This window comes from Lacihabitans sp. CCS-44 (assembly GCF_024343735.1).
GTDB lineage: Bacteria > Bacteroidota > Bacteroidia > Cytophagales > Spirosomataceae > Leadbetterella.
Window position 1 is genome coordinate 224,624 of sequence record NZ_RJUE01000060.1, and the last position, 23,295, is coordinate 247,918.

Sequence of the window (23,295 nt, forward strand, 5' to 3'; positions counted from 1 at the left end):
TAAGAATGTTTTCATTGTATGAAAAATCAACTTTCGGATGTAGTAAGCTCGTCACTGAGCTTTACAGCACGTCTTTTTCGATGGGTATAAAAACGCTCACCAAGCGTTTTCATGAACCTATTTATGGAATATATGGGTTTGTTCGATTTGCCGATGAAATCGTAGATACTTTTCATCAATTTGATAAGAAATATCTCCTGGACAAGTTCAAGTCTGATACCTACGAAGCCATAGAAACAGGTATAAGTTTAAACCCTATTCTTCATTCATTCCAAAAAATAGTACGTCAATATAAAATTGACCGTGAGCTAATCGATGCATTTTTATATAGTATGGAAATGGACCTTGGCCAAATAGTGTACGACGACAGCAAGTACAAAGAATACATTTATGGTTCTGCCGAAGTAGTGGGTTTAATGTGCCTTAAAGTATTTGTGGAAGGCAATGAAGAGCAATATGACAGCCTAAAAACGGATGCAAGAAGCCTTGGGGCAGCTTTTCAGAAGGTCAACTTTTTGAGGGATCTAAAAAGCGATTATCAAGAACGCGGTCGCGTGTATTTTCCTCAGATAGATATGAGTAATTTCTCCGCATACGCCAAAAGAGAAATCGAGAAAGATATACAAATTGACTTTGATAATGCACTCAGAGGAATCCTAAACTTACCCGTGGGAGCCCGCTCTGGTGTCTATTTGGCTTATGTTTATTATCTAAAACTCTTCAAAAGAATCAAACAAACCTCGGCAGCTAAAATCCAAACGCAAAGAGTACGAGTGCCAGACTTTATAAAGTTTACGCTTTTGGCCAAAACTCTTGTAAAAGGGCATTTGGGAGTTTTATAATACTATTTGGTTTCAAAACCCGACTTACGAATTTTCTCAAAAAACTTGGAAGTGGCTTCGATGCCACTTTCTGCGTTTATGTCGAAATACCAAAACGTCTCCAATTCGCCTTTGTGCATTGAGCCGTTCATGTCGCCACTTTGTGATTTATGACAAGCTTTTACCCAATCTGCCACTATCATATAGCTGTGTTTGTTGTTTTCGCCAAATCCAAAGGACCTATCAAAATAAAAGACTGGAGCTTTGGTAGAGACTTTGGTCTCGGGAAATCCATCCAACATATCAAAACTATATGTGTAACTTTTGTTCAAAGCCCTACCACCCAATACAATCGGCTTTTTGGCTGAATCTAGGTTTCTGACTGCTCTGATGGCCAAAATACTGGCTGTTTTGTGATGAGCATGTTGCTCGGCACTCGGCACCAAACAAAACACATAATCGTATTTTCCGTCTTCCAGAATTTTGTTCAGTTTTTTCTCACAAAAGGCCATATCCCAACGTTTTCCTTCGAAAAATGGCTTGGGATCTATCTGGTAAAAATCATCCAGTTGGTCAAAAAAGAAAAAATTTCTGATGCCCATCACTTCTCCAGCACACATCAATTCTTTTTTACGAAGCAGAGGTAATGCCACCCTACCCGTCGCCGAATCCGTAAGATTTTTGTCATAGTAAGTTGAAGCTATCAATCCATTATATCCACCCGAAGCGTCTGTTATTAAGGCCAAATCTACAGTTCCTTTCAGCTCACGAGTAATCTTAAAAACGGTTGCTGGAAACATCGTTTCGTCGTCGGGATGAGCTGTTACAATTAGAACCTTTGGACCTTGGGCGAAAATGTTTGCTCCAACAAACAAAAGCAGCAATAAGTTGAAAATTAGCTTCATATCTTGTATTGGTTGAATATCTTAAAATTCTTTTGTCTTAACAAATTTAGAAGAAATTAGGAGAATGGCAAACGCGAATATAGAATGGACTTGTTAGGAAAATTGAAAATAGTTTCGTGTATAGGGAAATTGAAACTATAAAATTTGAGAATGCCTATTAAGATAAAGATATAAGTTGTATGAGAAAAAATAGGATTCAGCCACTCAAAAGGCACAAAAAAAGTCGACTCTTTCGAGTCGACTTCTGTGGTGATGGACGGAATCGAACCGCCGACACAAGGATTTTCAGTCCTTTGCTCTACCAACTGAGCTACATCACCAAAGTGATTTCACCACCTACCGATGTGTATCGATACCCGTTTGGGACTGCAAAATTAGGGAAAAAGTTTTTAATAACAAATTTCAACTAAAAAAAAATAAATTATTTTTAGACCGTTTGTTTTGTTACACTTTTTCTTGATATTTGTATATGGTATGCACGCATACTATTATTCTAAATATAGACATTATGAATATTCTTCCTCAAATTCTGTTTTTGATTGCATTAGCCACTGCTGCATATTTTATTGGTCGCAGAGTAAACCTGATTAGGAAAACCATACTGTTGGGAAAAGCTGAAAACCGATACGATAACCCTGGTCAAAGGCTAAAAAATATGCTTTTGCTGGCTTTTGGACAGAAAAAAATGTTTGCCAAACCCATGGTGGCCATTCTGCATTTAGCAGTTTATGTTGGCTTTATAATCATCAATCTTGAGGTGCTAGAAATCGTTTTGGACGGACTTTTAGGTACACATCGTATATTTCTAGAGCCTTTGGGTGGACTTTATTCGTTTTTGATAAATTTCTTTGAAATACTCGCTTTGGCGGTAATTGTTGCTTGTGTGGTGTTCTTAATCAGAAGAAACATAACCAAAGTGGAGCGTTTGCAGGAAAGCCGCCACCGTGAAATGAAAGGCTGGCCAGTGAAAGATGGTAACATTATCTTGGTTTTCGAGATTATATTGATGGCCGCATTTTTAAAAATGAACGCCGCAGATGCAGTTTTACAAAGCCGAGGTGTGGGTCATTTTGCTGAGGCCATTACGGGTTCTTTTGTAATCAGCCAATGGTTGGTGCCTATTATGGATAACTTCTCTGATGGTATGCTCATCTTTGCTGAGAGAGCGGCTTGGTGGTTTCATATATTGGGCATTATGGCTTTTGCCTTGTATGTTACTTATTCTAAGCACCTCCACATAGCTTTGGCGTTTCCGAATACATATTTTTCGGACCTCAATCCAAAAGGCAAAATGAGCAACATGCCAACCGTAAGTACGGAAGTGAAAATAATGTTGGGTCTAGAACAAGCTCCCGAAACTCCAGCAGAAGTAGGTCGATTTGGTGCAAAAGATGTGGAAGATCTCACTTGGAAAAACCTGATGGATGCCTACAGCTGCACTGAATGCGGCCGCTGCACCTCCGCCTGCCCTGCTAATATTACAGGTAAGGCTCTTTCGCCTCGTAAAATAATGATGGACACCAGAGATAGATTAGAAGACATCCAAAAAGGCTGGATAAAAAATGGCAACGAGTACAAAGACGAGAAATCACTGCTGGGAGACTATGTCACAGACGAAGAAATATTGGCTTGCACAAGTTGCAACGCCTGCGTGCAGGAATGCCCTGTGATGATTAGCCCGCTTGATATTATCTTGCAACTACGCCGCTACCGTGTAATGGAAGAAAGCCAAGCCCCTCAAAGCTGGAACATGATGTTTCAAAATCTTGAAACCAACATGGCTCCTTGGAAATTTTCTCCTGACCAGCGATTTGATTGGGCGAAGGAGGATTAATTTCTGTTAATTTGTACGCTAATTGGTGGACAAAAAGTAGCTGGCGGCAAAGGAAAATTATAAAAGTTTTGCCTGAGAATTGGTCTGTTAACTTGGTAGTAATATAAATTCAACGAGCTATCTTTATCATCGATAAACGCCTTAATAAGATATTCATTCACATCTTCACATGGATCATTAACTTTTAATTCAGAATGTTGAATCTTATTTTTATTTGTAAGTTTTAGATATGTTATAAAGCCTGCATTTGTACCTAATATTGTATTGTGTGTTTGCACATAGCCAATTGAGGAATCTGGAAATAGGAGAAAGTCGTTTGCATTAGAAGCTTCAGACCAACTTACTAAGCTATTTTTAACTGGAATGCCTGCTAATCCAAAATACTTTATACCAGAAGAATCAACCTTCTGAATTCGATTTAAAATATTTATACTATCACCAACTGCATATATAAGATATTGATTATTTGTAAATATCTCTTCTGGCATTTTCTCAATAACGAATGTTGGTGTTTCATCAAATCCATCAATAAAATTAAATTTTCTGATTTCGCCCTTAGAATCTTTTTGAGAAATAACCATCACATTCTCACCTTGAATATCAATTCTATTTAAAGAGTATTCATCAGTGATAATATCAATTGATGATTCATCAAATGTTCCTGAAGGATAGAATTTTCTTGTACTAATTGTAAATTCGGTAGTTGAGTTATAAATCAAGCTAGACACAAAAATTACATCATTTAATTTGAACAAGTAAAAATCCTTTAAAAAACTATAACTTTGGCTATATGTCCTTTCTACTACAATTGCTTGGTTATTTTCGTAAACCCTATTCCCCTTATTATTTACAATAATATATTTGGATTCAGTTATGCTATTTGGATAAAATAATTTAGAAGTAAGTAATACATGACAACTGCCATTTTTTAAAGTTTCAAAATTTTCAACAGTACCATTTAAAACATCAGTATTCAATTTAATACCCATAGAGTCCCACTTTGAGACCCCGAGCGAATCAAACTTAAAAAGATAAATGTCACTTAAAGTAAATAAAGAATCTAGATTGAATGCACTGGTATTTATATTTAATACTACCAAAATGTTTGAAGAATCATCAACTTGAATATTTGCACTAATTGGATAATTAAAATAATTTCTTTTTTCAGGATCGTTTAAACTGTTTCTACTGACTGATAATAACTTTACTCCGCAGTCTTGGAAAACCTTAGAATCATTTTTATCCCATTTTTGAAGTATCATTGAATATGTACTATCGATTGAATTTTCCGAAGTATATAGAAGGTATTCATTGCCGTTTTTGTCTTTATAAGAAGCATTACTATGCTGATAATCTGAATTATTACAAACGATTTCAGTACTATTTATTTGGGAGAAGGTTCGAAATGATAAAAAGAACAATAGAATAAAATACTTTAACATTTGGATTCAGTTTTTATTTAATATCTAGCAAAAATTACGCCATTTAATAAGACCATGTTAACGAAATGTATTTAAAATACTTGGTTAATTAGGAATACAAAACTTAAATATTCATTACTTAAAATTATATTTGTCGAAGAACTCTTAGGAAAATGAACAAAAACATCCAAAAACTATATGAAATAGCACAAAAGCCAACGAGAAAAATCATTGGCTTGATGTCGGGTACTTCTATGGATGGGCTGGATGTGGCACTTTGTGAGTACCAAGGAAGCGGATTGGATACGAAAGTCAAGGTATTGAAATTTGAAACAGTACCTTTTGGAGAAGATGTAAAAGTTGAAATCAGAAAGATATTTGCGAAAAAAGAAATTGATTTTCAGCAACTCTGCGTGCTAAATCCTTGGATTGGCAACCTTCATGGAGAAATAGTGAATCAACTTTTGGCGAAATGGGGAATTCCAAACTCTGACGTCGATTGTATCGCCAGCCATGGACAGACAGTTTTTCATGCTCCCAAAATCCAACATAAAATAGAGAAATTCCCAAACGCAACGCTACAAATAGGCGATGGCGACCATTTGGCCGTCAAAACAGGCATTATTACGTGGTCTGACTTCAGGCAAAAACATTGTGCTGCAGGAGGTGAAGGTGCTCCCTTGGCGGTTTATGGCGACTATCTAATTTTCTCGGAAAAAGGTAAAAACAGAATCTTGCTCAATATGGGCGGTATATCTAACTTCACGTTCTTGAGCGGAGATTTAAATCCTGAAAAAGTTTTTGCCACCGATACAGGTCCAGGAAATACCATCATGGATGCTTATGTGCAAAAGCATTTCGGGATTCCTTACGACAACAATGCCGAAATAGCCTCAAAAGGAAAAGTATCAGAAACCCTCCTTTTAGAATTAAAAAACCACGATTTTTTTAAAGGGAAATTACCCAAAACTACTGGGCCAGAGGTTTTTAATTTAGCCTATTTAAAATCCGCATTAGAAAAAACTAACTCAAAAGAGCTTTCTAAAGAAGACATCATGGCCACGCTTTGCCAACTTACTGCCGAAACCATAACGGATTGTGTTTTCTCGATTTCAGAAAACGAATTACCTTCTGAGGTATTTATGAGTGGTGGTGGTATGCACAACCCATTGATTGTAAGTTTTTTACAAAAGAAAATGCCGAATACAAAATTTCTAAAAACAGACGACATTGGCATAGATGGAGACGCTAAAGAAGCCGTACTTTTTGCCACGCTAGCCAACGAAGCTCTATGTGGTGGCGAAACCGACTTTGGGAAAAGGAAAGGTGTACCAAGTGTAAGTATGGGCAAGGTCAGTTTTTTTAGCTGAGGATTCATTGTAGCTAGCTCTAGCACATTGAAAGAGAAATATTATCTTCATTCTACCCAATTTAAAGATTTAATACTTTCATTATAAGCACATTAAGCTTAAAAAACTGAATTTTAAATTAAATAACTGAAAAAACAGTTGTAAAACTGGATTTTTAGTTTTACATTTACTTCATGATAGAAGAACTTACAAAAACAGAAGAGAAAATAATGCAAATAATCTGGAATATAGGCAAATGCCTAGTTCGAGATATTATTGAAAAATTACCAGACGAACCCAAACCACCCTACAACACCATTTCGTCGGTGGTGAGGCTTTTAGAAAGTAAGGGCTTTTTGGGATTCAAGGCTTATGGTAAAACCCATGAATACTTCCCGATTATTACAAAAGAGCAATACAAAGAGGTAACTTTCAAAAAAGTATTTGCTGATTATTTTGACAATTCTCCTGAAAGTTTGCTCTCTTTTATGGTAAAAAAAGAAAATATAACGAACGAGGAGATAGATAAAATAAAACGAATGATTGACAATTTTTAAACATAATCCATCATGGAATTCCTGCTAAAATCCTCAGTTTGCATGACGGTCTTTTACGGACTATATTATTTCATTTTCAGTAAATTCACATTTCATACAATCAACCGATTATATTTGTTGATTTCTTTGGCTTTAAGCATAGCTATACCAATTTTAACTTTCGAAAAAGAAATCATAAAATACTACGAACCACAATCTGCCCCTGCAAATCAGCAAACTATAGAGACTTTCGAGGTTACAACTCCACAAAAACCATTCACAGAAGGAGCAAAAATTGAGGACACATCAGTTTCGTCAGCTCAAATTTTGTTAATTTTATATACAATTGGCGTATTTGTTTTTGCTTTCATTTTTCTAAAAAACATACTGAAAATTGGGTCCATAATTTCAAAAATGTCTTTTGAAAAGGATGGAAATTTGAAAATCTTTGATGCTACTGACCAGTTTACAAATGCTTCTTTTTTTAACAACATTTTTATAGATGCCACAAACCTAAATCCACTCGAAAAAACATTGGTGATTAAGCACGAAGAATTGCACTTTAAAAAACACCATAGCATCGACCTCCTAATTACAGCTTTATACAAAGTATTCTTTTGGTTCAACCCCGTAGCTTATTTCATCCAAAATTCTCTAAAGGAAATACACGAGTTTGAGGTAGATGAGGCGATTGCCAAAACTCATGACTCAAAAGAATACGCCAATTTACTTTTAAAACTTTGTGTGTCAAATAAATTCGAGTTTGTTCATCAAATAGGCAAATTACCACTTTCAGAAAGGATAAATTTCTTATTCACAAAACCAACTGTAAAAATGAAAAAATCACTCTATTCTATCTGTGTTCCTGTGTTAGCTCTGGCCATAATGGCATTCGCTAAACAAAAAACTGTAACGGTATTTAAAGACAAAACTGATACTGCAATTGTAAACAAAGTCGATGTAAAAACTTATCCATTAACGTTAAAAGCAGATAAAAACTATACCACTTGGGGCTTTGGAAAGTCATTGCGAATGTCACCAAGCAACATCACGCTGAATCACCTGACCACTGTAAACTATAATGGATTTCATTATGAAGTAAACCCTAACTCACTGACAACAAACACGATAAAAGAAGTAAACAAAGAATTTAAAAAGCGAAATCTTGAATTAATCATTACTGAAGAAGAAACAGATTCTGATGGAAATCTTACAAAATTAGGGTTGGTCATCAAACATTTGAAAACCAAAGAAATGACTCAATCTGAGGTTTTTGATATGAAAAATTACAGAAAAATGGGAGAAAATGGTGCTTTTTTTAACATCGAAGCTTATGATAGAAACTTCAAAAAATCTCAAATTTCTGTCATCTTTGGATCTAAAGATTTATTGGTAAACAAAAGCAATTTGCCCAAAAGTAAACACAATACTTTCAGCATAAACTCCGAATCGTCAATCATCAGCCATAGCTCCGATGTGATTAATTTCACAGTTTATCCAGATAAACTGACTTTAAAAGCCGCAGAAGAAGCCAAGGCATATTTCTCTGAGAATGGATTTGAATTTGAATTAAAAGCTCTCGAAACTGACCTAAAGGGGAATTTAACGAAAGCAAAAGTGTTATTCGGAAACCAAAGTCAAACCTTTGCTTTGGAGGAAATGCGTCATTGGATAAAACTAAAAAGCGAAACCAATTCAAAACCTCACAGAATGGATGAATCATTGGTTTTCGAAGGAATCTTGAAAACCAAAGAAACTAAAATATCTTTGAATAATTCCTGGTTTAAAGCCATGGAAAAGTCAGGAAAGTATGAAATACTTGGTAGTAAAATAGTTGAAAAGGTTACAACTTTAAATCAGAAAAAAGAGATAAGAACCGTATATGAGACCAATTTTTTAGGAGAAAATCCTTTGGTTATTATTAATGGCAAAGAATATCCAGCAGAAATTCTGACAAGAATAAATCCAAAAGTTTGCTTAATGCCTAAAATTCTCAGACCTGAAAATGAAACAGCCCTCAAGAAATATGGAGAAAAAGCCAGCGATGGGTATTTTGAATTACTGACGATGCAAGATTTTGTTCTAACGAGTGAAAAAGAAATATTAATTGAAAAAGAGGTGATTGTTAAGCACCTTAACCTACCAAAGAAAAGAATCCAAAGGATTGAATTTGAAGATCTTAATGGAAATACTTTAAATAGAGTAGTAGTTCACAGAGAAAACATGGAAAGTGTCTTCTTTGAATTTGACTTCAAGAAGAGTAGTAAGATTCTATTTATGTTAGATGGTAAACCAATAAGCGAGAAGGAACTAGCAAACTCCACCATCAGTATTTTAGAAGGAAAAGCTAGTCCGAAAATAACAAGAGAGGATAGTAAATTATATGGGGAGATTCTTAATAATTATGATGGTTTCGTATCATTAAAAACCTATAACACCTTTGACTAGAACTAAACTATATCTTCAAACACTTAACAAAGTGATTCCTCTTGCCGACTTTTATACGAAGCAGATAAAGCCCTGGACCGCCTTTGAGCTCTAGAAATACATTGTGCAGGCCTGCTTGATAGGTTTTTTCGTGTATTAAACCCATTTCTTGGCCGTTTACATAAGTCTGAACAATCCGCACTGCACCTTGAAAATACAGCCGCATATTCAAGAAAGCAGTGTTGCCCTGCACAGGATTAGGATAGAGTGTAAATTTATCTTGTTCGGTTATGTTTTTCGGGTTCATCGGATTCTCAGGATTATTTATATCCTGACTTACCTTGGGCACATCTGGTGGTGGTGGCAAAGTGATATCCTGCTTGGTAGATTTTAGGAATCCTTTCTCTTCTATATAGGCAAATTTTGACCCTAAAACATACTGTGCATATTCTGCCGTTTGCCCAAACCAACTCACCATTATTTCATAATAAATACTTCGAAAGTCTGTACGAAACCACAAATTCTGAAAGTCTCTGAAAGGCAAAAAAGCAAAATGATACCCAAATATTTCACCTTTTACTCCCTCTCCAAATGCAAAGCCAATGTTTGCCGTGCCGTGGTCTGTACCTAAGCTTCCGTTTTCATACGGCCTCCTCCCAAACTCCGAAGTGGTAATTCCTACAACTTTAGATGCATGGCCAAGTTGCTCTATATCAGACTGAAACGCACTGATGGCTTCGCTCAGTTCGGCCAATAATCTAGAATGAACACCGTCTAATACACCCTGATTTGAGTGCGTGTCATAGCCATGATGCTCTACAAAATATACCTTAGATTTTAGTCCGCCATTGATGAGTCTCGCCACCAATTTGAGTTGATTCGAAAGCGGTTGATCAGCATATTTTTCAATGTTTTTTCCATTATCAAACGCTGTCTTTATTACTCTAGAATATTCGTTTACCTCTAAACCTACTTTGTTTATATAATCAAATTCATTCAGAAAATAGGCTGATCCGCCAACATTTATTTTGTTGGACTCCACCGACTGAGCTTGGCTGTAGAGCTGCTCTGCATCTTCTAAAACTATTGATTTTTCGCCGCTTTCTCCCAAAAACATAAGCGAGGGATTCTGCCCTATTTGCAAACAAAATGGGCTGTCGCTTTTCTCTGATGGCCTTCCTCTATCAAAATACCTACCCAACCAACCCGTTTTTAAAGGTTCTGTATCGTTGTTGGGAGCTATTCCACTAAGCCAAATATCGGTAGATCTAAAATGAGAATAGTTGGGATTGTGATAACCGAGCCCATGCATTACTGCCAATTTGCCTGAATTAAACATGCCCAACATCCCGTTTTTAGGCCCTCGTTTGAGGTTGGGGTGCATGGCCATGCCAAGGTCTTTGCTGATAGGCTCCACAACGTTTCTTGGTATATGAAGCTTGGGTCTGTAAAGTGTGTAATAAGACTCCCACTCGTAAGGAGTGATGGTGTTCATGCCATCGTTGCCGCCAAACTGTTGAATAACTACAAGAATATTATCGTTTTCGGTATTGACATTGGATGGATCAAATGCACTCACACGCATTTTGCCAAGAGATAGATTGGTAACTACCCCAACACCCATGGTGGATTGCTTTATGAAATCTCTTCTTTTTATCATTTTCTAAAATAAGAAATATTCTGGTGCTTTGATAATCTCGAAAAGGAAACTCCTAACTCTCTGCCCAGCTTGTTCTTTGTTTTTGATGATTTCGTACCATTCATAATCAGGTGCTCCACCCAAAAACGTATTTTTAAACTTCTTGAATCTATCTTCAGACACTGGTCTGGCCAAAAACAACTCTACAAATCGCTCGGTAAGAATGTGGACATCACCGCTTCCCTCAATGCTCAACGCCCAATCTGCCAGCCGAGTGTTTGAGTTGTTGTTTATTATTTCTTTCAAAAAATGAATGGTGGTAGGCAGTGTTTTGGTAGACACCCAAGCTCTATAACCTCTCCAGCCCGCCACATTGGGAGGATTGAAAAGTTCTAAACCCAACGCCGCCATTATGTTTCTTGCGTAACGATCGTTGTAATCTATGTGCTTTACCAAAGCTACGATGGTTTCCGCAGGCGATTTTATTTGATTCCCAATGTTGAGATCATCAAAAAAATGTTGGCTCTTAAATAGCTTTTTCAGCATCGGTTTTAATTCAAACCCATTGTCTATAATTAGCTTAGCCATTTGGTCCACTACCGCAGTATCGGTCTTTTGTACATTGGCATACACAAAATATTGATAAAGCTTATTGCTCAAATACTTAGCCGAAACAAGTCCCTTCTTGGCCAATATTACATCAATAAGTTTTTGAACAGAATTCTTAAAGACATTTTGCTCATTTATCTCATAATTCACTTGAAAAACCTCTCCCATGAAAAGTTTAGAAGTTTTATCAAATTGGTTGGCATTTAAATATGCTTTGTACGGGGTGCCTTCATCAAGAAAAATGTTTACTTTCCAGCCTGTGAGTATTTTGGCCGCCTCTCTGATATCTTGCTCTGTGTAATTGCCTACACCGAGTGAAAAAAGCTCCATCAGCTCCCTTGCATAATTCTCATTTGGCGACTCGCTGATATTCTCGTTGCCGTTGAGATACTTGAGCATGGCTCCATCTATAGAAATCTGCTCTAAGAGTGTTCTGAAATTACCAGCATAGTTTTTCCGAAACAACTCGTTTTGACGATACATCGAGATAGACGGGATATTGTCGCAGCTAGCAAACTGCGTAGCGAAGTGGTCATGCCAAAAAAGAACCATTTTTTCTAAAAAGCTCTCGGTGTCTTTCTTCATTACACCTACCCACCATTCTCCTAGGGCGAGGTTATAATCTCCCACCAAAAGCGATTTTTTCGCTTCCGCTTCTTCTCTTTGTTTACCAGTAAGATTCCCTGGGTTTTTAATATAGTCATTGGCAAAAAAAGGAGGTGTTGGATTGATGTTGGCGTCTGCTTTGGCAAATAATTCATCAACAACAAAAGAGGCTGTTTTGCCCACAAATTTGTCTATAATATTGTTGGACAAACTAAAAGTGGCTCTTCTCAACAAATGCTGCACCTGAAGTCTACTGAGTGGCTGTGTGTACTCGTCTAAGCTGGAATTTACCTCCAACCTAGTCTGTGAAGTTTCAAACAAACTTTCAAAAAAATTTCTTCTCGAAACTGCCGCCATTTTTTGTGTTGAAATTGTCACAAGTTATAGAGAAAACGGCGTTCTGCCAAATTAGAATTACATTAGAGCGTCTCGAAGGCAGGAATAATATGGGAAAGACTTATTAAAATAATTTATTTAGTTTATTGAAATAAAACATATATTTGTGCTTGTTCAACTAATAAAAAAACGAATAAATGAAAAAGAATATTTTAGTTCTTATGTCCTTCATGCTAGTTTCGGCATTTGCTTTTGCTCAGAAAAAAGGCAAGTGGGTAAAACTCAGTGACGGAAAATCCTTCAAAAACTGGCATATCTACAACCATGCTGGCGAGCCAGTAAATGCCAAATGGAAAATTGTGGATGGAGCGTTTGTATTTGACAACGCAGCAAAGAGCGATTATAAAGTAAACGATTTGGTGTCTGATCAAGCTTATGAAAACTTTGAGTTGGAATTGGACTGGAAAATTGCCAAAAACGGAAATAGTGGGATTTTTTATGGTGTTTATGAAGATGCTAAGTTTAGCACTCCATACCTCACGAGCCCTGAAATACAGGTATTAGACGACGAAGGTCACCCAGATGCAAAGCAAGGAAAAAACGGCAACCGCAAGTCGGGTTCTCTTTATGACATGATACCGTCAGCTTCAAAAGGAAAGCTAGCTGGGGAGTGGAATAAGGTCAAAATCAAGAAGTTAAACAACCAAATAACTGTTTGGCAAAACGGCGTTTTAGCGGTGACCTATCCAACTGCTGGGCCAGAATGGGAGGCAATGGTGGCAGACAGCAAATTTAAAACGTGGGAAGGGTTTGGCAAATACCCAAAAGGTAAAATCGGTCTTCAAGACCACGGAAATGAGGTTTCATTTAAAAATATCAGAATAAAGGAATTGTAGGAAATTCAGTATTTCAGAGCCGTCAATTGATTAATCTTCAGCTGGCGGTTTTTTTATTCCTTAAACCTAAACTGCTTGCCTTCGCTTATAGGCAAGCTCGGCTTCCCTTTATAGTCTTGCACTATTCCTGAAATAAATACGGTTCGACCCACATCCTCTTTGGTGATTTTTACCTCTGGCACTGCATCAGGAAAAACCGTTACGCCAATTTCAGAGTTTGGAAAAGCTTCGTCAATATCCAAAAACAGAATGTCTTTTCCGTTGCGATCTGAATATGGCTTCACGCCTTTTAGAATACCTTTTAAAACCACTTCTTTTCCGATATAGTTTTTGGCTGTTGCTGCCGTAATGGTATCTGATTGAGCGAAAGTTTTTAGAGAAAAAAGGAATATGATTGAGAAAATGAGCGTTTTCATTCTTTGGCTTTTTGGTGAAATATTGGAATGCAAAGATAATTCTTCAAAGTCTATTTTTATTAAAACGATTCAGAACTTCTTTTGACAAAAGAAATTTGCCAAAAGAAATCTTTTTATTTTGAGGAAGGAAACATTCAAGACTAATTTTAGACACAGGCAGGAGTGATTAATTCTTTACGTCTTTTGAGACCTTGTCGTAAATAATAAAAAATCCGTGTCTTATCCGTAAAATCCGTGTGCTAATTGTTCAAAACAATTCCATCACACCATTGGCCACACGATTTTCCAAGTCAAGCAGATATCTTTTGTTTTCCAATCCTCCAGCATAGCCAGTAAGGCTGCCGTTGGTGCCGATTACTCTGTGGCAAGGAATTATTATGGCAATTGGGTTTTTGCCATTGGCCGAAGCTGCCGCTCTTATCACTTTGGGGTCGCCGAGTTTATTGGCCATGTCGGCGTAAGTCCAGGTTTTGCCATAAGGAATTTTGTATAGTAACGCCCAAACTTTTTTCTGAAAATCAGTGCCGTCTGCGTCAAGATTTAAACTAAATTCTTTTAGATTTCCTTCAAAATATTTTCGCAATTGCTCTTTGGCTTGTTGCAATATTTCTGGCTGAATGTCAGAAGATTCCTCAAGTTCTTTTACAAAACTTATGGCCTTTATAGCTCTCTCATCTGACTCTATTTTGAGTAAATGACCCGCGGTTTGTAAAAATGTTTTGAAATGATCAGCCACAATTTTTGGTTAAGGATGCCACGAAATTAAACAAAAAGGTAGAACTTTGATATCGAAAACACGAGCAAATGCAAATAGCAGAAATTTACGAGAAATTTAAGGAAAGTAAGGGCATCACAACGGATACCAGAAAAATAGGCGTGGGACAAATGTTTTTTGCTTTGAAAGGCGAGAAATTCAACGCCAACAATTTTGCAGAACAAGCTATAGCTCAAGGTGCTAGCTATGCCATAGTGGACGAAACAGAACATGCCCAAAATCCACAATGCATTTTGGTAGACGATGTACTAGAAACGCTGCAAAAATTGGCTAATTTTCATAGAAAAACTTTCGATATTCCTTTAATTGGACTGACGGGTTCGAACGGAAAAACGACCAACAAAGAGCTTTTAACAAGGGTTTTAAGCAAAAAATATAAAGTTCATGCAACAAAAGGCAATCTCAACAACCACATTGGTGTGCCATTGACTTTGCTAGAAATGCCCGTAGATACCGAAATGGCGGTGATAGAAATGGGAGCCAATCACCAGAAGGAAATAGAGATGCTTTGTGGTATTTGTGAGCCTACTTTTGGGTTTATCACCAATCTCGGCAAGGCTCATTTAGAAGGTTTTGGTGGAGAGGCTGGTGTAAGAAAAGGAAAAGGTGAGCTTTTTGATTTCTTGAAAACCAATCGAGGAACAGCCTTTGTAAACCAAACGGATGATAATATTGTGAGTTTGGCCAAAGAAAAAAATATGATGTTGGTAGTCTATTATGGAGCAGATGAATTCGCCCTTGAAATGACGGCTGAAAGTCCGACGGTTGAATTCCAAACACCTGATAGTGAGCAAATATACATCACACACATCGGCGGAAAATACAATTTTGACAATATGCAAACTGCTTTTGCCATTGGTCATTATTTCGGAATAAGTAATCATGATGCCGCAGAAGCGATTGCCGAATACAATCCCGACAACAACCGCTCGCAAGTAATTGAAAAAGGCAGTAATTCGTTCCTTATGGATGCTTACAACGCCAACCCATCGTCTATGGCGGCTTCGGTGAAAAACTTCGGAAATCTGAGAACTGAAAAACAAAAAGTGGTGATATTGGGCGACATGTTTGAGCTGGGTGAATACAGCCAAGCTGAGCATGAAACTTTGGGCAAATTAGTTTCCGAACAAGACTTTGACACCGTAGTACTTTATGGCGAAAACATGCAGCATGCATTATGCCATTTACCCAAAGCCTACTATTTTACGGATAAGTTTTCTTTACATAATTGGCTGATAGAAAAGGCTTTTGCAAATACTTATATTCTTGTTAAGGGTTCTAGAGGTGTGGGATTGGAGAGCGTTTTGACGGTGATGTAGTACAATTTTCTTAAATCGTTCGGAATTTATAAGAAAATCAAAATATGATTATTTTTAGAAAGGAGTTTTAAGAGAATTAGTAATAATTCGTTCTAAAATTCGTAGATTTTTCTCAAACTGATTTCTTTTGTAATCAATTATTTATCAAGTATTTATCTTTAAAACTTTTCTTCCTTTTAAAATATACAGGTAAAAATTAAACTTACCATTTAAAATATACAGGTAAAAACTAAATGCTCTCTTTAGAATATACAGGTAAAAACTATAATCCAAAGTGCGGAACACGATTTTACAAATCGTGAAAAATTGAATTATTCCGATATTTGATCTTAGTGATTTGAAAAAACGCTTTACGTTTGGCGGATTATCGGAATTATGATGAGCGATTTGAAAAATCGCTCTACCTTTGTAGAAAAAACAAAACATGTCTTTCCAATCGCTCGGACTATCGAAACCTTTGCTAGATGCCATCGAAAAGATGGAATATACGGAGCCGTATCCCATTCAGCAACAGGCCATTCCGGTAATTCTGAAAGGAAAAGATTTACAGGCCAAAGCCCAAACTGGTTCTGGCAAAACTGCTAGTTTTGTTTTGCCCATTTTGGAGCTTTTTCAACAGAAAAAACCTTCTCGAAACTTACATCTAAAAGTGCTAGTCTTGGCTCCCACGCGTGAACTGGCCATGCAGATAAGTGTGGTATTTAGTTCATTTTCAGTGGGCTTGCCCATTGCACCAAAAAATCTGGCCGTTTTTGGCGGTGTGCCATTGAACCAGCAAATGGTCAAACTCAGAAATACTGAAATCCTTGTGGCTACCCCTGGAAGGTTACTCGATATGGTTTCTACCAACTCTATACATTTGGGTAAAATAGAAATTTTGGTACTCGACGAAGCCGACAAAATGCTCGATATGGGTTTTCAGGACGAAATGGCTGATATTCTGAGATTGATTCCTGCCAAAAGGCAAAATCTGCTGTTTTCGGCTACACTTGACCCCAAGTTGGATAAAATAAAATCTTCCGTACTACATGACCCCGAAATTATTGAAATAGAGGCAGAAGTACTGAATCTGGATTTGATAAAACAAACAGCCTATATCGTAAAACCAGAGAAAAAAGGGCCGCTTTTGCGTCATCTCATTATTTCCCAAAATATGCATCAGGTGCTGGTTTTTGTATCCAGCACACGCACAGCAGACAACGTGGTGGCCAAACTCAAAAAAAATGGCATAAATGCTTCGGCCTTACACAGTGACAAATCTCAAAGTGCTAGAAGTGAGGCTTTAAGTGGATTTAAAAAAGGCAAAATCAATGTTTTGGTGGCCACTGATATTGCTTCAAGAGGGATAGATATAGTACAACTTCCGACGGTTATTAACTACGAATTACCTCGCTCGCCCAAAGATTATGTTCACCGTATTGGTCGCACAGGTCGAGCAAATGCAAACGGAGAAGCCATTTCCTTAGTGACCGATGAAGAGGAACACCATTTCTACATTATTCAGAAAAAAATGGGGCGAAAAGTGGAGAAGATTGATGCGGAAGGTTTGGATTTGGAGGTTTAAAATTAACGAATTGTGAAAAGAATTATCATTTTGGTTTTTAGTTTTTTAGCAAATATTGCCTTTGCTCAAACTCATTTACAATCTAAAATTGACAGTCTCTTAAATCTCAAGCAACCAAGGTCTTTCAATGGCGTAGTTTCCGTTTCTCAAAACGGTAAAACTGTTTATCAAAAGGCTGTTGGTATAGCAAAATCAAAAAATTATGAGTTGTTGAAACCGAATAGTAAATTTGTATTACTCTCTAACAGTAAGCAAATTACGGCCGTTTTGGTTTTAAGAGAAGTAGATAAAGGAAGGATAGATTTAGAGAAAAATATCAAAACTTATCTACCAAATTATCCTCAGAAATGGGCCGATTCTGTTTCGGTTCATCAGTTGCTTAATCATACTTCTGGAATAGGCAATTTTGAAAAACAATTGGCAACAAAGCCAGGAACGACATTTAAATACACCGATTTAAATTATATTCTTTTAGGAAAAATAGTGGAATCTGTCTCCAGAAACACCTACGAAAAAGCGGTAAATGACTTGTTTATGGTTTCTGGAATGAAAAATTCGGGGTACCCGAATCGACTGATTCAAAATGAGTTGGTTAGCGGCTTTCATTTTTCAGAAAACAAAGAAGAAATTACAAAGTATATCATTCCAAAGGATAGAATTCCTGCGGCGGGCTTGATTTCTACAGTTGCAGACCTAGCCATTTGGAACGAAAAACTGCATGATGGCAAACTTTTAAAGCCCGAAACTTATCAGAAAATGATTTCATACAACATCCTGTCTCAGCACAATGTTTTTGGAGAAAAAGCAATTGGTTATGGTTACGGAATTAGGGTAAATGACAAATCAGAAATCACCGAATTTGGTCATACAGGTATTGTGCCAGAGCAAGGTTTCACCTCGGTTAATTTGTATTATCCCAAAACAAAAACAAGTATAATTGTACTTGAAAATCAATGCTTTGACGATTTTAGTATCAGTTATTTTTTTGAGGCTGGAGTGAGGAAAATTGTATTGGAAAGTGGAATTCTGAAATAAAAAAAGAGCCGAAGCTCTTCTTTTTATTTATCAAAGAAAATAAGATTCTTATCCCAAAGCATTCTTACAAAACTCCAAACACTTCTGAACTTCTTTCACAGAGTTTGAGCCTTCTGGTATTTTGTATTCCAGCTCCACCGTTGCCGGGAATTTGTATTTGTTGTCTTTCATGATATTCAATACGTCTTTCAAAGGCGTGTCGCCAGTTCCCCAAGGTAAGTTTCCTTTGCCGTTGGCAGCATTTTGGCGGTCTTTTATGTGCATACTTAGTATGTTTTTATTCATTTTTTTCACAAAAGCAAGTGGCTCTATATTGCCAGCAGCTACAAAATGACCCAGGTCAAGATTTAAACCGTTGGCTGGTGACTGGCTCAAGGCAGTGTCCCAAAAAGTAGGGGTTTGTTGTTCGTGGCCATGGTAACCCACTTTTATACCATATTTTTCGGCTAATTTTCCGAGTCTCAATGTTTGTGCATCGTCTGATGGATGCTCCAAAGTTACTTGGTTGGCTCCTAAAGCTTTTGCGGCTTTCATTCCGTAAGCCACATCGTCGTCGCTATTTTCCTTTCCGAATGCATTTGGCTTAAAACCATATATCGACACACCCGCTTTTTTATACATTTTGCCCACTTCCTCAAACTTACTCATTTGCACACTCGACCTCCATTTTTTCACTTCGGCGTTGTATTCTTTCATCTGAGCATCAGCGGCATCTAATTTTTTAGTCTCCTCTTCTGTCAATGGTTGTTTTTCTCTTCTTTTACGCATCAAAGGGAAAAAAGTACGCATATCCACGGGATTTTTCGGTCTTCCTGCAAAAGTTTCAGCGGGATCTCCCATGAGTTCAACGGCACTTATGCCGCTATCTAGAATATACTGGAGTGTAGCTTCAGCACTTTGGTCGGGCATTTCTCTAAACGAATACGTGATAACACCTATCTGCACGCCTTTTATCAATGAACCGCCCTTGTAAAGGTCTCTGATAATGGCCGGAGCTCCGAAAATTTTGCTTGAACCCAGCACTGAACCAGTAATCAAGGCTGCGTTGGTAATAAACTGCCTACGAGAAACTTGAGATTTATCTATTTTTTCCATGAGATGTTTATGAATAAATGAATGAGTATTTAAGAGAATATTATCTTATAAAACTACAATTTTAAAATAAATATATCCTATAAAAACGACATTATTGATTCTATTTCCGATGATAAGGCAAAATTAACCGACAAAGAGTTTTTTTGTGAGAATGCAATTTTGTGATTTCTGTAAACATTGAGGATAGACCGCTGGTTTAAAGCCTGAGTATTACACTAAAACATTATTTGATGAAACGCCTCAAAGTCGAACAGTTTTTGCCGATTAGTCTTGAAAAAGCTTGGGATTTTTTCTCTTCTCCCAAAAACCTGAATGAGATTACACCACCTGAAATGACCTTCAAAATTCTGTATGATATTCCTGAAAAAATGTATGAAGGTCTCATGATCAGCTATAAAGTGTCGCCTATGCTCAATATTCCGCTTGACTGGATAACAGAGATAACACATGTGAAGGAAAACGAGTTTTTTGTGGATGAACAACGCCTCGGGCCATACAATATTTGGCACCACGAGCATCATTTTAAGGCAGTTGAAGGTGGTGTGTTGATGACGGACATTCTTCATTACGACATTGGCAAGTGGATATTTGGTTGGGTAGCGGGTAAACTTTTTGTTGACGCCAAAGTACGTGGGATTTTCACTTACAGGAAAATTATTTTAGAGAAAATGTTTCCGACAATTTAAAGTACTTTTGTTTCGAAATAGCAAAGTACCTAATCGTTATTTTCAGTTTAGACAAAACTTTTAAACATTTTAGCTTCTAAATAGTTGATTATCTTGTTAACTGAATACTACAAATGAAATGAGTCAATATTCCATAAGAGACCTTGAGCAGTTATCGGGTATAAAAGCCCACACTCTAAGAATTTGGGAGCAACGCTTCAACATTTTGGCTCCTCAACGCACTGATACTAACATCCGGTTTTATGGAGATCAAGAACTTAAACTCATTCTAAATATCTCGGTACTTAAAGATCATGGATACAAAATATCAGAAATAGCGAAGTTCGATGACGAAGAGCTTAAACGAGAAGTAAGTTTTTTGTCAGAAACTAAACTCGAATTTCCAGACCAAATCAACGCCTTAACTATAGCAATGATTGATCTCAACGAAGATGCTTTTGAAGAGATCATCAACAACACCATAGGCTTTTTTGGATTGGAAAAAACTATGGTTAATGTTATTTATCCATTTCTTTCAAAAATTGGCGTACTTTGGCTAACGGGCTCCATTGGTCCGTCGCAAGAACACTTCATCAGCAATCTTATCAGGCAAAAAATTATTGTTGCTATTGACAAACTTCCAAAAATCGAAACAACTAATGCTGAAAAAATTGTAATATTTAATCCCGAAGGTGAATACCACGAAATTGGAATTTTGTTTGCCAACTACATTTTTAAGTCACAAGGCAAAAAGGTCATTTATTTAGGGCAAAGTTTACCATTTGAAGACGTTAGGTTCGTTGTGGAGAAACACAGTCCCGACGCCCTTTTTACGGCTATTACTTCATTTCCATCACAGATTGATGTGCAGTTTTATTTAAATAAACTCTCGGAGGCTTTTCCTAATATTAAAATCTATCTTACTGGTATGCAGATAGTTGGACAATCACTACAGCTGAATCCAAACATGAAAATAATAAGTACCGTGGACGAAATGAGCAAACTGAATTAAGTTTACAATAACTCCATAGGATTGTCAACTACCCTAAAATCTTCGTTGAGCATATTCAAGAGTTTCATGTCATTTGCAGAAATTTCAAAATCAAAAATATCGAAATTCTCTTTTATTCTTAACAAGTTACTGGACTTCGGAATCGGTGAAACTCCGTGCTGAATACTCCATCTGAGAATTATTTGAGCAGGAGTTTTCTCATACTTTTTGGCCAAACTTTGAAGTAGATTATTGTTCATTTTTAGTCCACGAACCAAAGGTGTGTAGGCTTGTAAAACAATTCCTAATTTCTCACATTTCGATTTCAAGTTTTCTAAATACAAAAACGGACTAAACTCTACTTGATTAATGGCTGGAACAATTTCTGAATAAGTAAACAGTTCATCTAAAAAAGGCTCTAAATAATTGGCGACACCAATAGCACGAGCTTTACCAGATTCATAAATTTTTTCCAAAGCTTTCCATGTCTCTTTTCTCGCAGCTTTTATAGGCCAATGAATCAAATATAAATCCACGTAATCGGTCTGTAAAAGCTCAAGACTGTGGTCAAAAGCTCGTAAGGTAGAAGCATATCCTTGGTCTTTATCGTTCACTTTGGTGGTCAGAAATATTTCTTCTCTCGCCACCGAACTCGTTCTGATAGCGTTACCTATTTGCAGTTCATTTTCGTACATTGAAGCCGTATCAATCAATCGGTAACCCGTTTCCAAAGCCCATTCCACTGCTTGTTCAGCTTCTTTGTGGTGCATGTCAAAAACACCCAAGCCTAATAGTGGCATTTCTACACCACTATTGAGGGTTTTATAAGGTTGAGGTTTCATCTATAATTTTTTTGTAAACATAATCAGAAATTGGAACACAAATGACACTGACAGAACGGATTAACACAGATTGTTCTAAATCTGCGTTAATCAACTTGCCACATTAGATGCACAAAATAAATGTCACCATTTTTCCAAACCCAACAATTTCTTACCCAACTCACTCAGTTCTGCAGTTCCGTACTTAGTTTGTTCCCAGTTTCTTGGATCACCTGGAAAAGCATACCCTTCAGGTGCAATGCGATTTTTCCAAGAATTTACTCGCCAATCACGCATGGCCTCGTTGTCTTCTTCGGCTGGCATCATTGATATGTATTGAGCCACTCGTACCTTATTTTTTGAATTATTCGGGCGAATGCCATGTGGCTCTAAACTATTGAATATCAGCAAGTCTCCTGCTTCCAATTTCACTTTGTGGAACTTTCCCTCAAACGCAGATGTATCTGGTTTAAAACGGTTTCTGTCTTCTGGTTGGGTAAGTTTCCAAGTGTCATATGTTCTGTAAAGTTCGGGAATACACTGAAAACCACCCATATTTTCGTCGGTTTGGTCAGCTAATGCCAGCACTCCTTGTACATTTACAGGTTTGGTTTCTGGGTCATAATCCCAATGAATAAAGCCTTTATACTCAAATCCTGGACGAATCGGGAAATTTAGGTTAGCCCTGTCTATCGTTACCCATAGTTTTTCTGTTCCCCAAATATCTACAAAAGCATCGTACACACGCTGCATCTGGCGGTTGTTCCACAAGTGCTGGTTGTTATACACTTCTACCATGCCCGTGCCACCCAATTCTTTCATCTTCATTTCGGCTCTTGGGGCAGTGTACCAAGTAGACTCATCATTCGGGTCTTTTTCTTCAAATTCCCATAAGAAAGCCGCAGATTCTTTAGCTTGTTCTTTTGGTACTGCATTTTTTACTATAACATATCCGTTTTCTATCCAAAACTTCCAGTCCTCTTCGCTCAAAACCCTCAAAGGAGTATCATTGGAACGGTCGTTTAGAGCAATTTGACTACTCGTGGCGGTTGACGGATTTCCAGGAATATCAAGGTGATTAGTATTTGGTATCATAGTGGGAGCCATGGTAGGCACCATTCCAATATTAGGCGTTTCCATAAATATTTATATTTTATGTTTAAATAATATACAAATTTGGGCTTAAAAAATCAGGAAAACATTCTCAAAATTTGCCTATATTTGAACAATATTGA

At 37.0% G+C, this 23,295-nt stretch carries 20 protein-coding genes and 1 tRNA gene; 11 read left to right on the forward strand and 10 right to left on the reverse strand.

Going from position 1 to position 23,295, the window contains the following annotated elements; genetic code table 11:
- Positions 1-5 precede the first annotated feature (5 nt).
- Positions 6-842, forward strand: a complete 837-nt coding sequence (locus EGI26_RS15260; protein WP_255079729.1) for a phytoene/squalene synthase family protein — start codon at positions 6-8, stop codon at positions 840-842.
- Positions 843-844: 2 nt separating this feature from the next.
- Here the strand turns inward: EGI26_RS15260 and EGI26_RS15265 are convergent, their stop codons facing one another.
- On the reverse strand, positions 845-1,726 hold the full coding sequence (locus EGI26_RS15265) for a PIG-L family deacetylase (protein WP_255079730.1): 882 nt from the start codon (positions 1,724-1,726) through the stop codon (positions 845-847).
- 247 nt (positions 1,727-1,973) lie between these two features.
- A tRNA-Phe gene (locus tag EGI26_RS15270) sits at positions 1,974-2,046 on the reverse strand.
- 188 nt (positions 2,047-2,234) lie between these two features.
- Here EGI26_RS15270 and EGI26_RS15275 point away from each other — a divergent pair.
- On the forward strand, positions 2,235-3,560 hold the full coding sequence (locus EGI26_RS15275; protein ID WP_255079731.1) for a (Fe-S)-binding protein: 1,326 nt from the start codon (positions 2,235-2,237) through the stop codon (positions 3,558-3,560).
- Here EGI26_RS15275 and EGI26_RS15280 read toward each other — a convergent pair.
- Positions 3,557-5,002: a hypothetical protein gene (locus EGI26_RS15280; protein WP_255079733.1), complete on the reverse strand. Its 1,446-nt coding sequence runs from the start codon at positions 5,000-5,002 to the stop codon at positions 3,557-3,559. The two genes, EGI26_RS15275 and EGI26_RS15280, sit on opposite strands and share 4 nt — an antisense overlap.
- A 152-nt stretch (positions 5,003-5,154) precedes the next feature.
- On the opposite strand from EGI26_RS15280, the gene EGI26_RS15285 reads away from it, so the two are divergent.
- The 3 genes from EGI26_RS15285 to EGI26_RS15295 all read left to right on the forward strand — a co-directional run bounded on the left by EGI26_RS15285 (position 5,155) and on the right by EGI26_RS15295 (position 9,314).
- Positions 5,155-6,351, forward strand: a complete 1,197-nt coding sequence (locus EGI26_RS15285) for an anhydro-N-acetylmuramic acid kinase (protein ID WP_255079734.1) — start codon at positions 5,155-5,157, stop codon at positions 6,349-6,351.
- A 173-nt stretch (positions 6,352-6,524) separates the two neighbouring features.
- Positions 6,525-6,887 carry a BlaI/MecI/CopY family transcriptional regulator gene (locus tag EGI26_RS15290; protein ID WP_255079735.1) on the forward strand — a complete coding sequence of 121 codons (363 nt, stop codon included), beginning with the start codon at positions 6,525-6,527 and terminating at the stop codon, positions 6,885-6,887.
- 12 nt (positions 6,888-6,899) lie between these two features.
- The gene (locus EGI26_RS15295; protein ID WP_255079736.1) at positions 6,900-9,314 is read left to right on the forward strand and encodes a M56 family metallopeptidase; all 2,415 of its coding nucleotides are present in this window, start codon (positions 6,900-6,902) and stop codon (positions 9,312-9,314) included.
- A gap of 7 nt (positions 9,315-9,321) precedes the next feature.
- Here EGI26_RS15295 and EGI26_RS15300 read toward each other — a convergent pair whose 3' ends face one another.
- Together EGI26_RS15300 and EGI26_RS15305 are read right to left on the reverse strand one after the other, a co-directional pair.
- On the reverse strand, positions 9,322-10,953 hold the full coding sequence (locus tag EGI26_RS15300) for a DUF1501 domain-containing protein (protein WP_255079737.1): 1,632 nt from the start codon (positions 10,951-10,953) through the stop codon (positions 9,322-9,324).
- 3 nt (positions 10,954-10,956) lie between these two features.
- Positions 10,957-12,504, reverse strand: a complete 1,548-nt coding sequence (locus EGI26_RS15305) for a DUF1800 family protein (protein WP_255079738.1) — start codon at positions 12,502-12,504, stop codon at positions 10,957-10,959.
- Positions 12,505-12,680: 176 nt separating this feature from the next.
- On the opposite strand from EGI26_RS15305, the gene EGI26_RS15310 reads away from it, so the two are divergent.
- Positions 12,681-13,379: a DUF1080 domain-containing protein gene (locus EGI26_RS15310; protein ID WP_255079739.1), complete on the forward strand. Its 699-nt coding sequence runs from the start codon at positions 12,681-12,683 to the stop codon at positions 13,377-13,379.
- A 53-nt stretch (positions 13,380-13,432) separates the two neighbouring features.
- Here EGI26_RS15310 and EGI26_RS15315 read toward each other — a convergent pair whose 3' ends face one another.
- Together EGI26_RS15315 and EGI26_RS15320 are read right to left on the reverse strand one after the other, a co-directional pair.
- Complete coding sequence (locus EGI26_RS15315; protein WP_255079740.1) at positions 13,433-13,795, reverse strand: hypothetical protein; 363 nt, start codon at positions 13,793-13,795, stop codon at positions 13,433-13,435.
- A gap of 247 nt (positions 13,796-14,042) precedes the next feature.
- Positions 14,043-14,531: a methylated-DNA--[protein]-cysteine S-methyltransferase gene (locus EGI26_RS15320; protein ID WP_255079741.1), complete on the reverse strand. Its 489-nt coding sequence runs from the start codon at positions 14,529-14,531 to the stop codon at positions 14,043-14,045.
- A gap of 68 nt (positions 14,532-14,599) precedes the next feature.
- On the opposite strand from EGI26_RS15320, the gene murF reads away from it, so the two are divergent.
- From murF to EGI26_RS15335, 3 genes are all read left to right on the forward strand, one after another.
- On the forward strand, positions 14,600-15,889 hold the full coding sequence (murF, locus tag EGI26_RS15325; RefSeq protein WP_255079743.1) for a UDP-N-acetylmuramoyl-tripeptide--D-alanyl-D-alanine ligase: 1,290 nt from the start codon (positions 14,600-14,602) through the stop codon (positions 15,887-15,889).
- A gap of 424 nt (positions 15,890-16,313) precedes the next feature.
- On the forward strand, positions 16,314-17,453 hold the full coding sequence (locus EGI26_RS15330) for a DEAD/DEAH box helicase (RefSeq protein WP_255079745.1): 1,140 nt from the start codon (positions 16,314-16,316) through the stop codon (positions 17,451-17,453).
- Positions 17,454-17,465: 12 nt separating this feature from the next.
- A complete protein-coding gene (locus EGI26_RS15335; RefSeq protein ID WP_255079748.1) occupies positions 17,466-18,488 on the forward strand; it encodes a serine hydrolase domain-containing protein in 1,023 nt (340 codons plus the stop codon).
- A gap of 48 nt (positions 18,489-18,536) precedes the next feature.
- On the opposite strand, the gene EGI26_RS15340 is transcribed toward EGI26_RS15335, so the two are convergent.
- Positions 18,537-19,583 (reverse strand): sugar phosphate isomerase/epimerase, encoded by a 1,047-nt coding sequence (locus tag EGI26_RS15340; protein ID WP_255079749.1) that lies wholly within the window; start codon positions 19,581-19,583, stop codon positions 18,537-18,539.
- 230 nt (positions 19,584-19,813) lie between these two features.
- On the opposite strand from EGI26_RS15340, the gene EGI26_RS15345 reads away from it, so the two are divergent.
- Both EGI26_RS15345 and EGI26_RS15350 read left to right on the forward strand, forming a co-directional pair.
- Positions 19,814-20,269 carry an SRPBCC family protein gene (locus EGI26_RS15345; protein ID WP_255079750.1) on the forward strand — a complete coding sequence of 152 codons (456 nt, stop codon included), beginning with the start codon at positions 19,814-19,816 and terminating at the stop codon, positions 20,267-20,269.
- A gap of 118 nt (positions 20,270-20,387) precedes the next feature.
- Entirely contained in the window at positions 20,388-21,260 is an 873-nt protein-coding gene (locus EGI26_RS15350; protein ID WP_255079751.1) for a MerR family transcriptional regulator, read from the forward strand.
- 2 nt (positions 21,261-21,262) lie between these two features.
- On the opposite strand, the gene EGI26_RS15355 is transcribed toward EGI26_RS15350, so the two are convergent.
- Positions 21,263-22,081: an aldo/keto reductase gene (locus tag EGI26_RS15355; RefSeq protein WP_255079752.1), complete on the reverse strand. Its 819-nt coding sequence runs from the start codon at positions 22,079-22,081 to the stop codon at positions 21,263-21,265.
- Positions 22,082-22,204: 123 nt separating this feature from the next.
- Positions 22,205-23,200, reverse strand: coding sequence for a phytanoyl-CoA dioxygenase family protein (locus tag EGI26_RS15360; protein ID WP_255079755.1), 996 nt, complete (start codon positions 23,198-23,200; stop codon positions 22,205-22,207).
- Positions 23,201-23,295 lie beyond the last annotated feature (95 nt).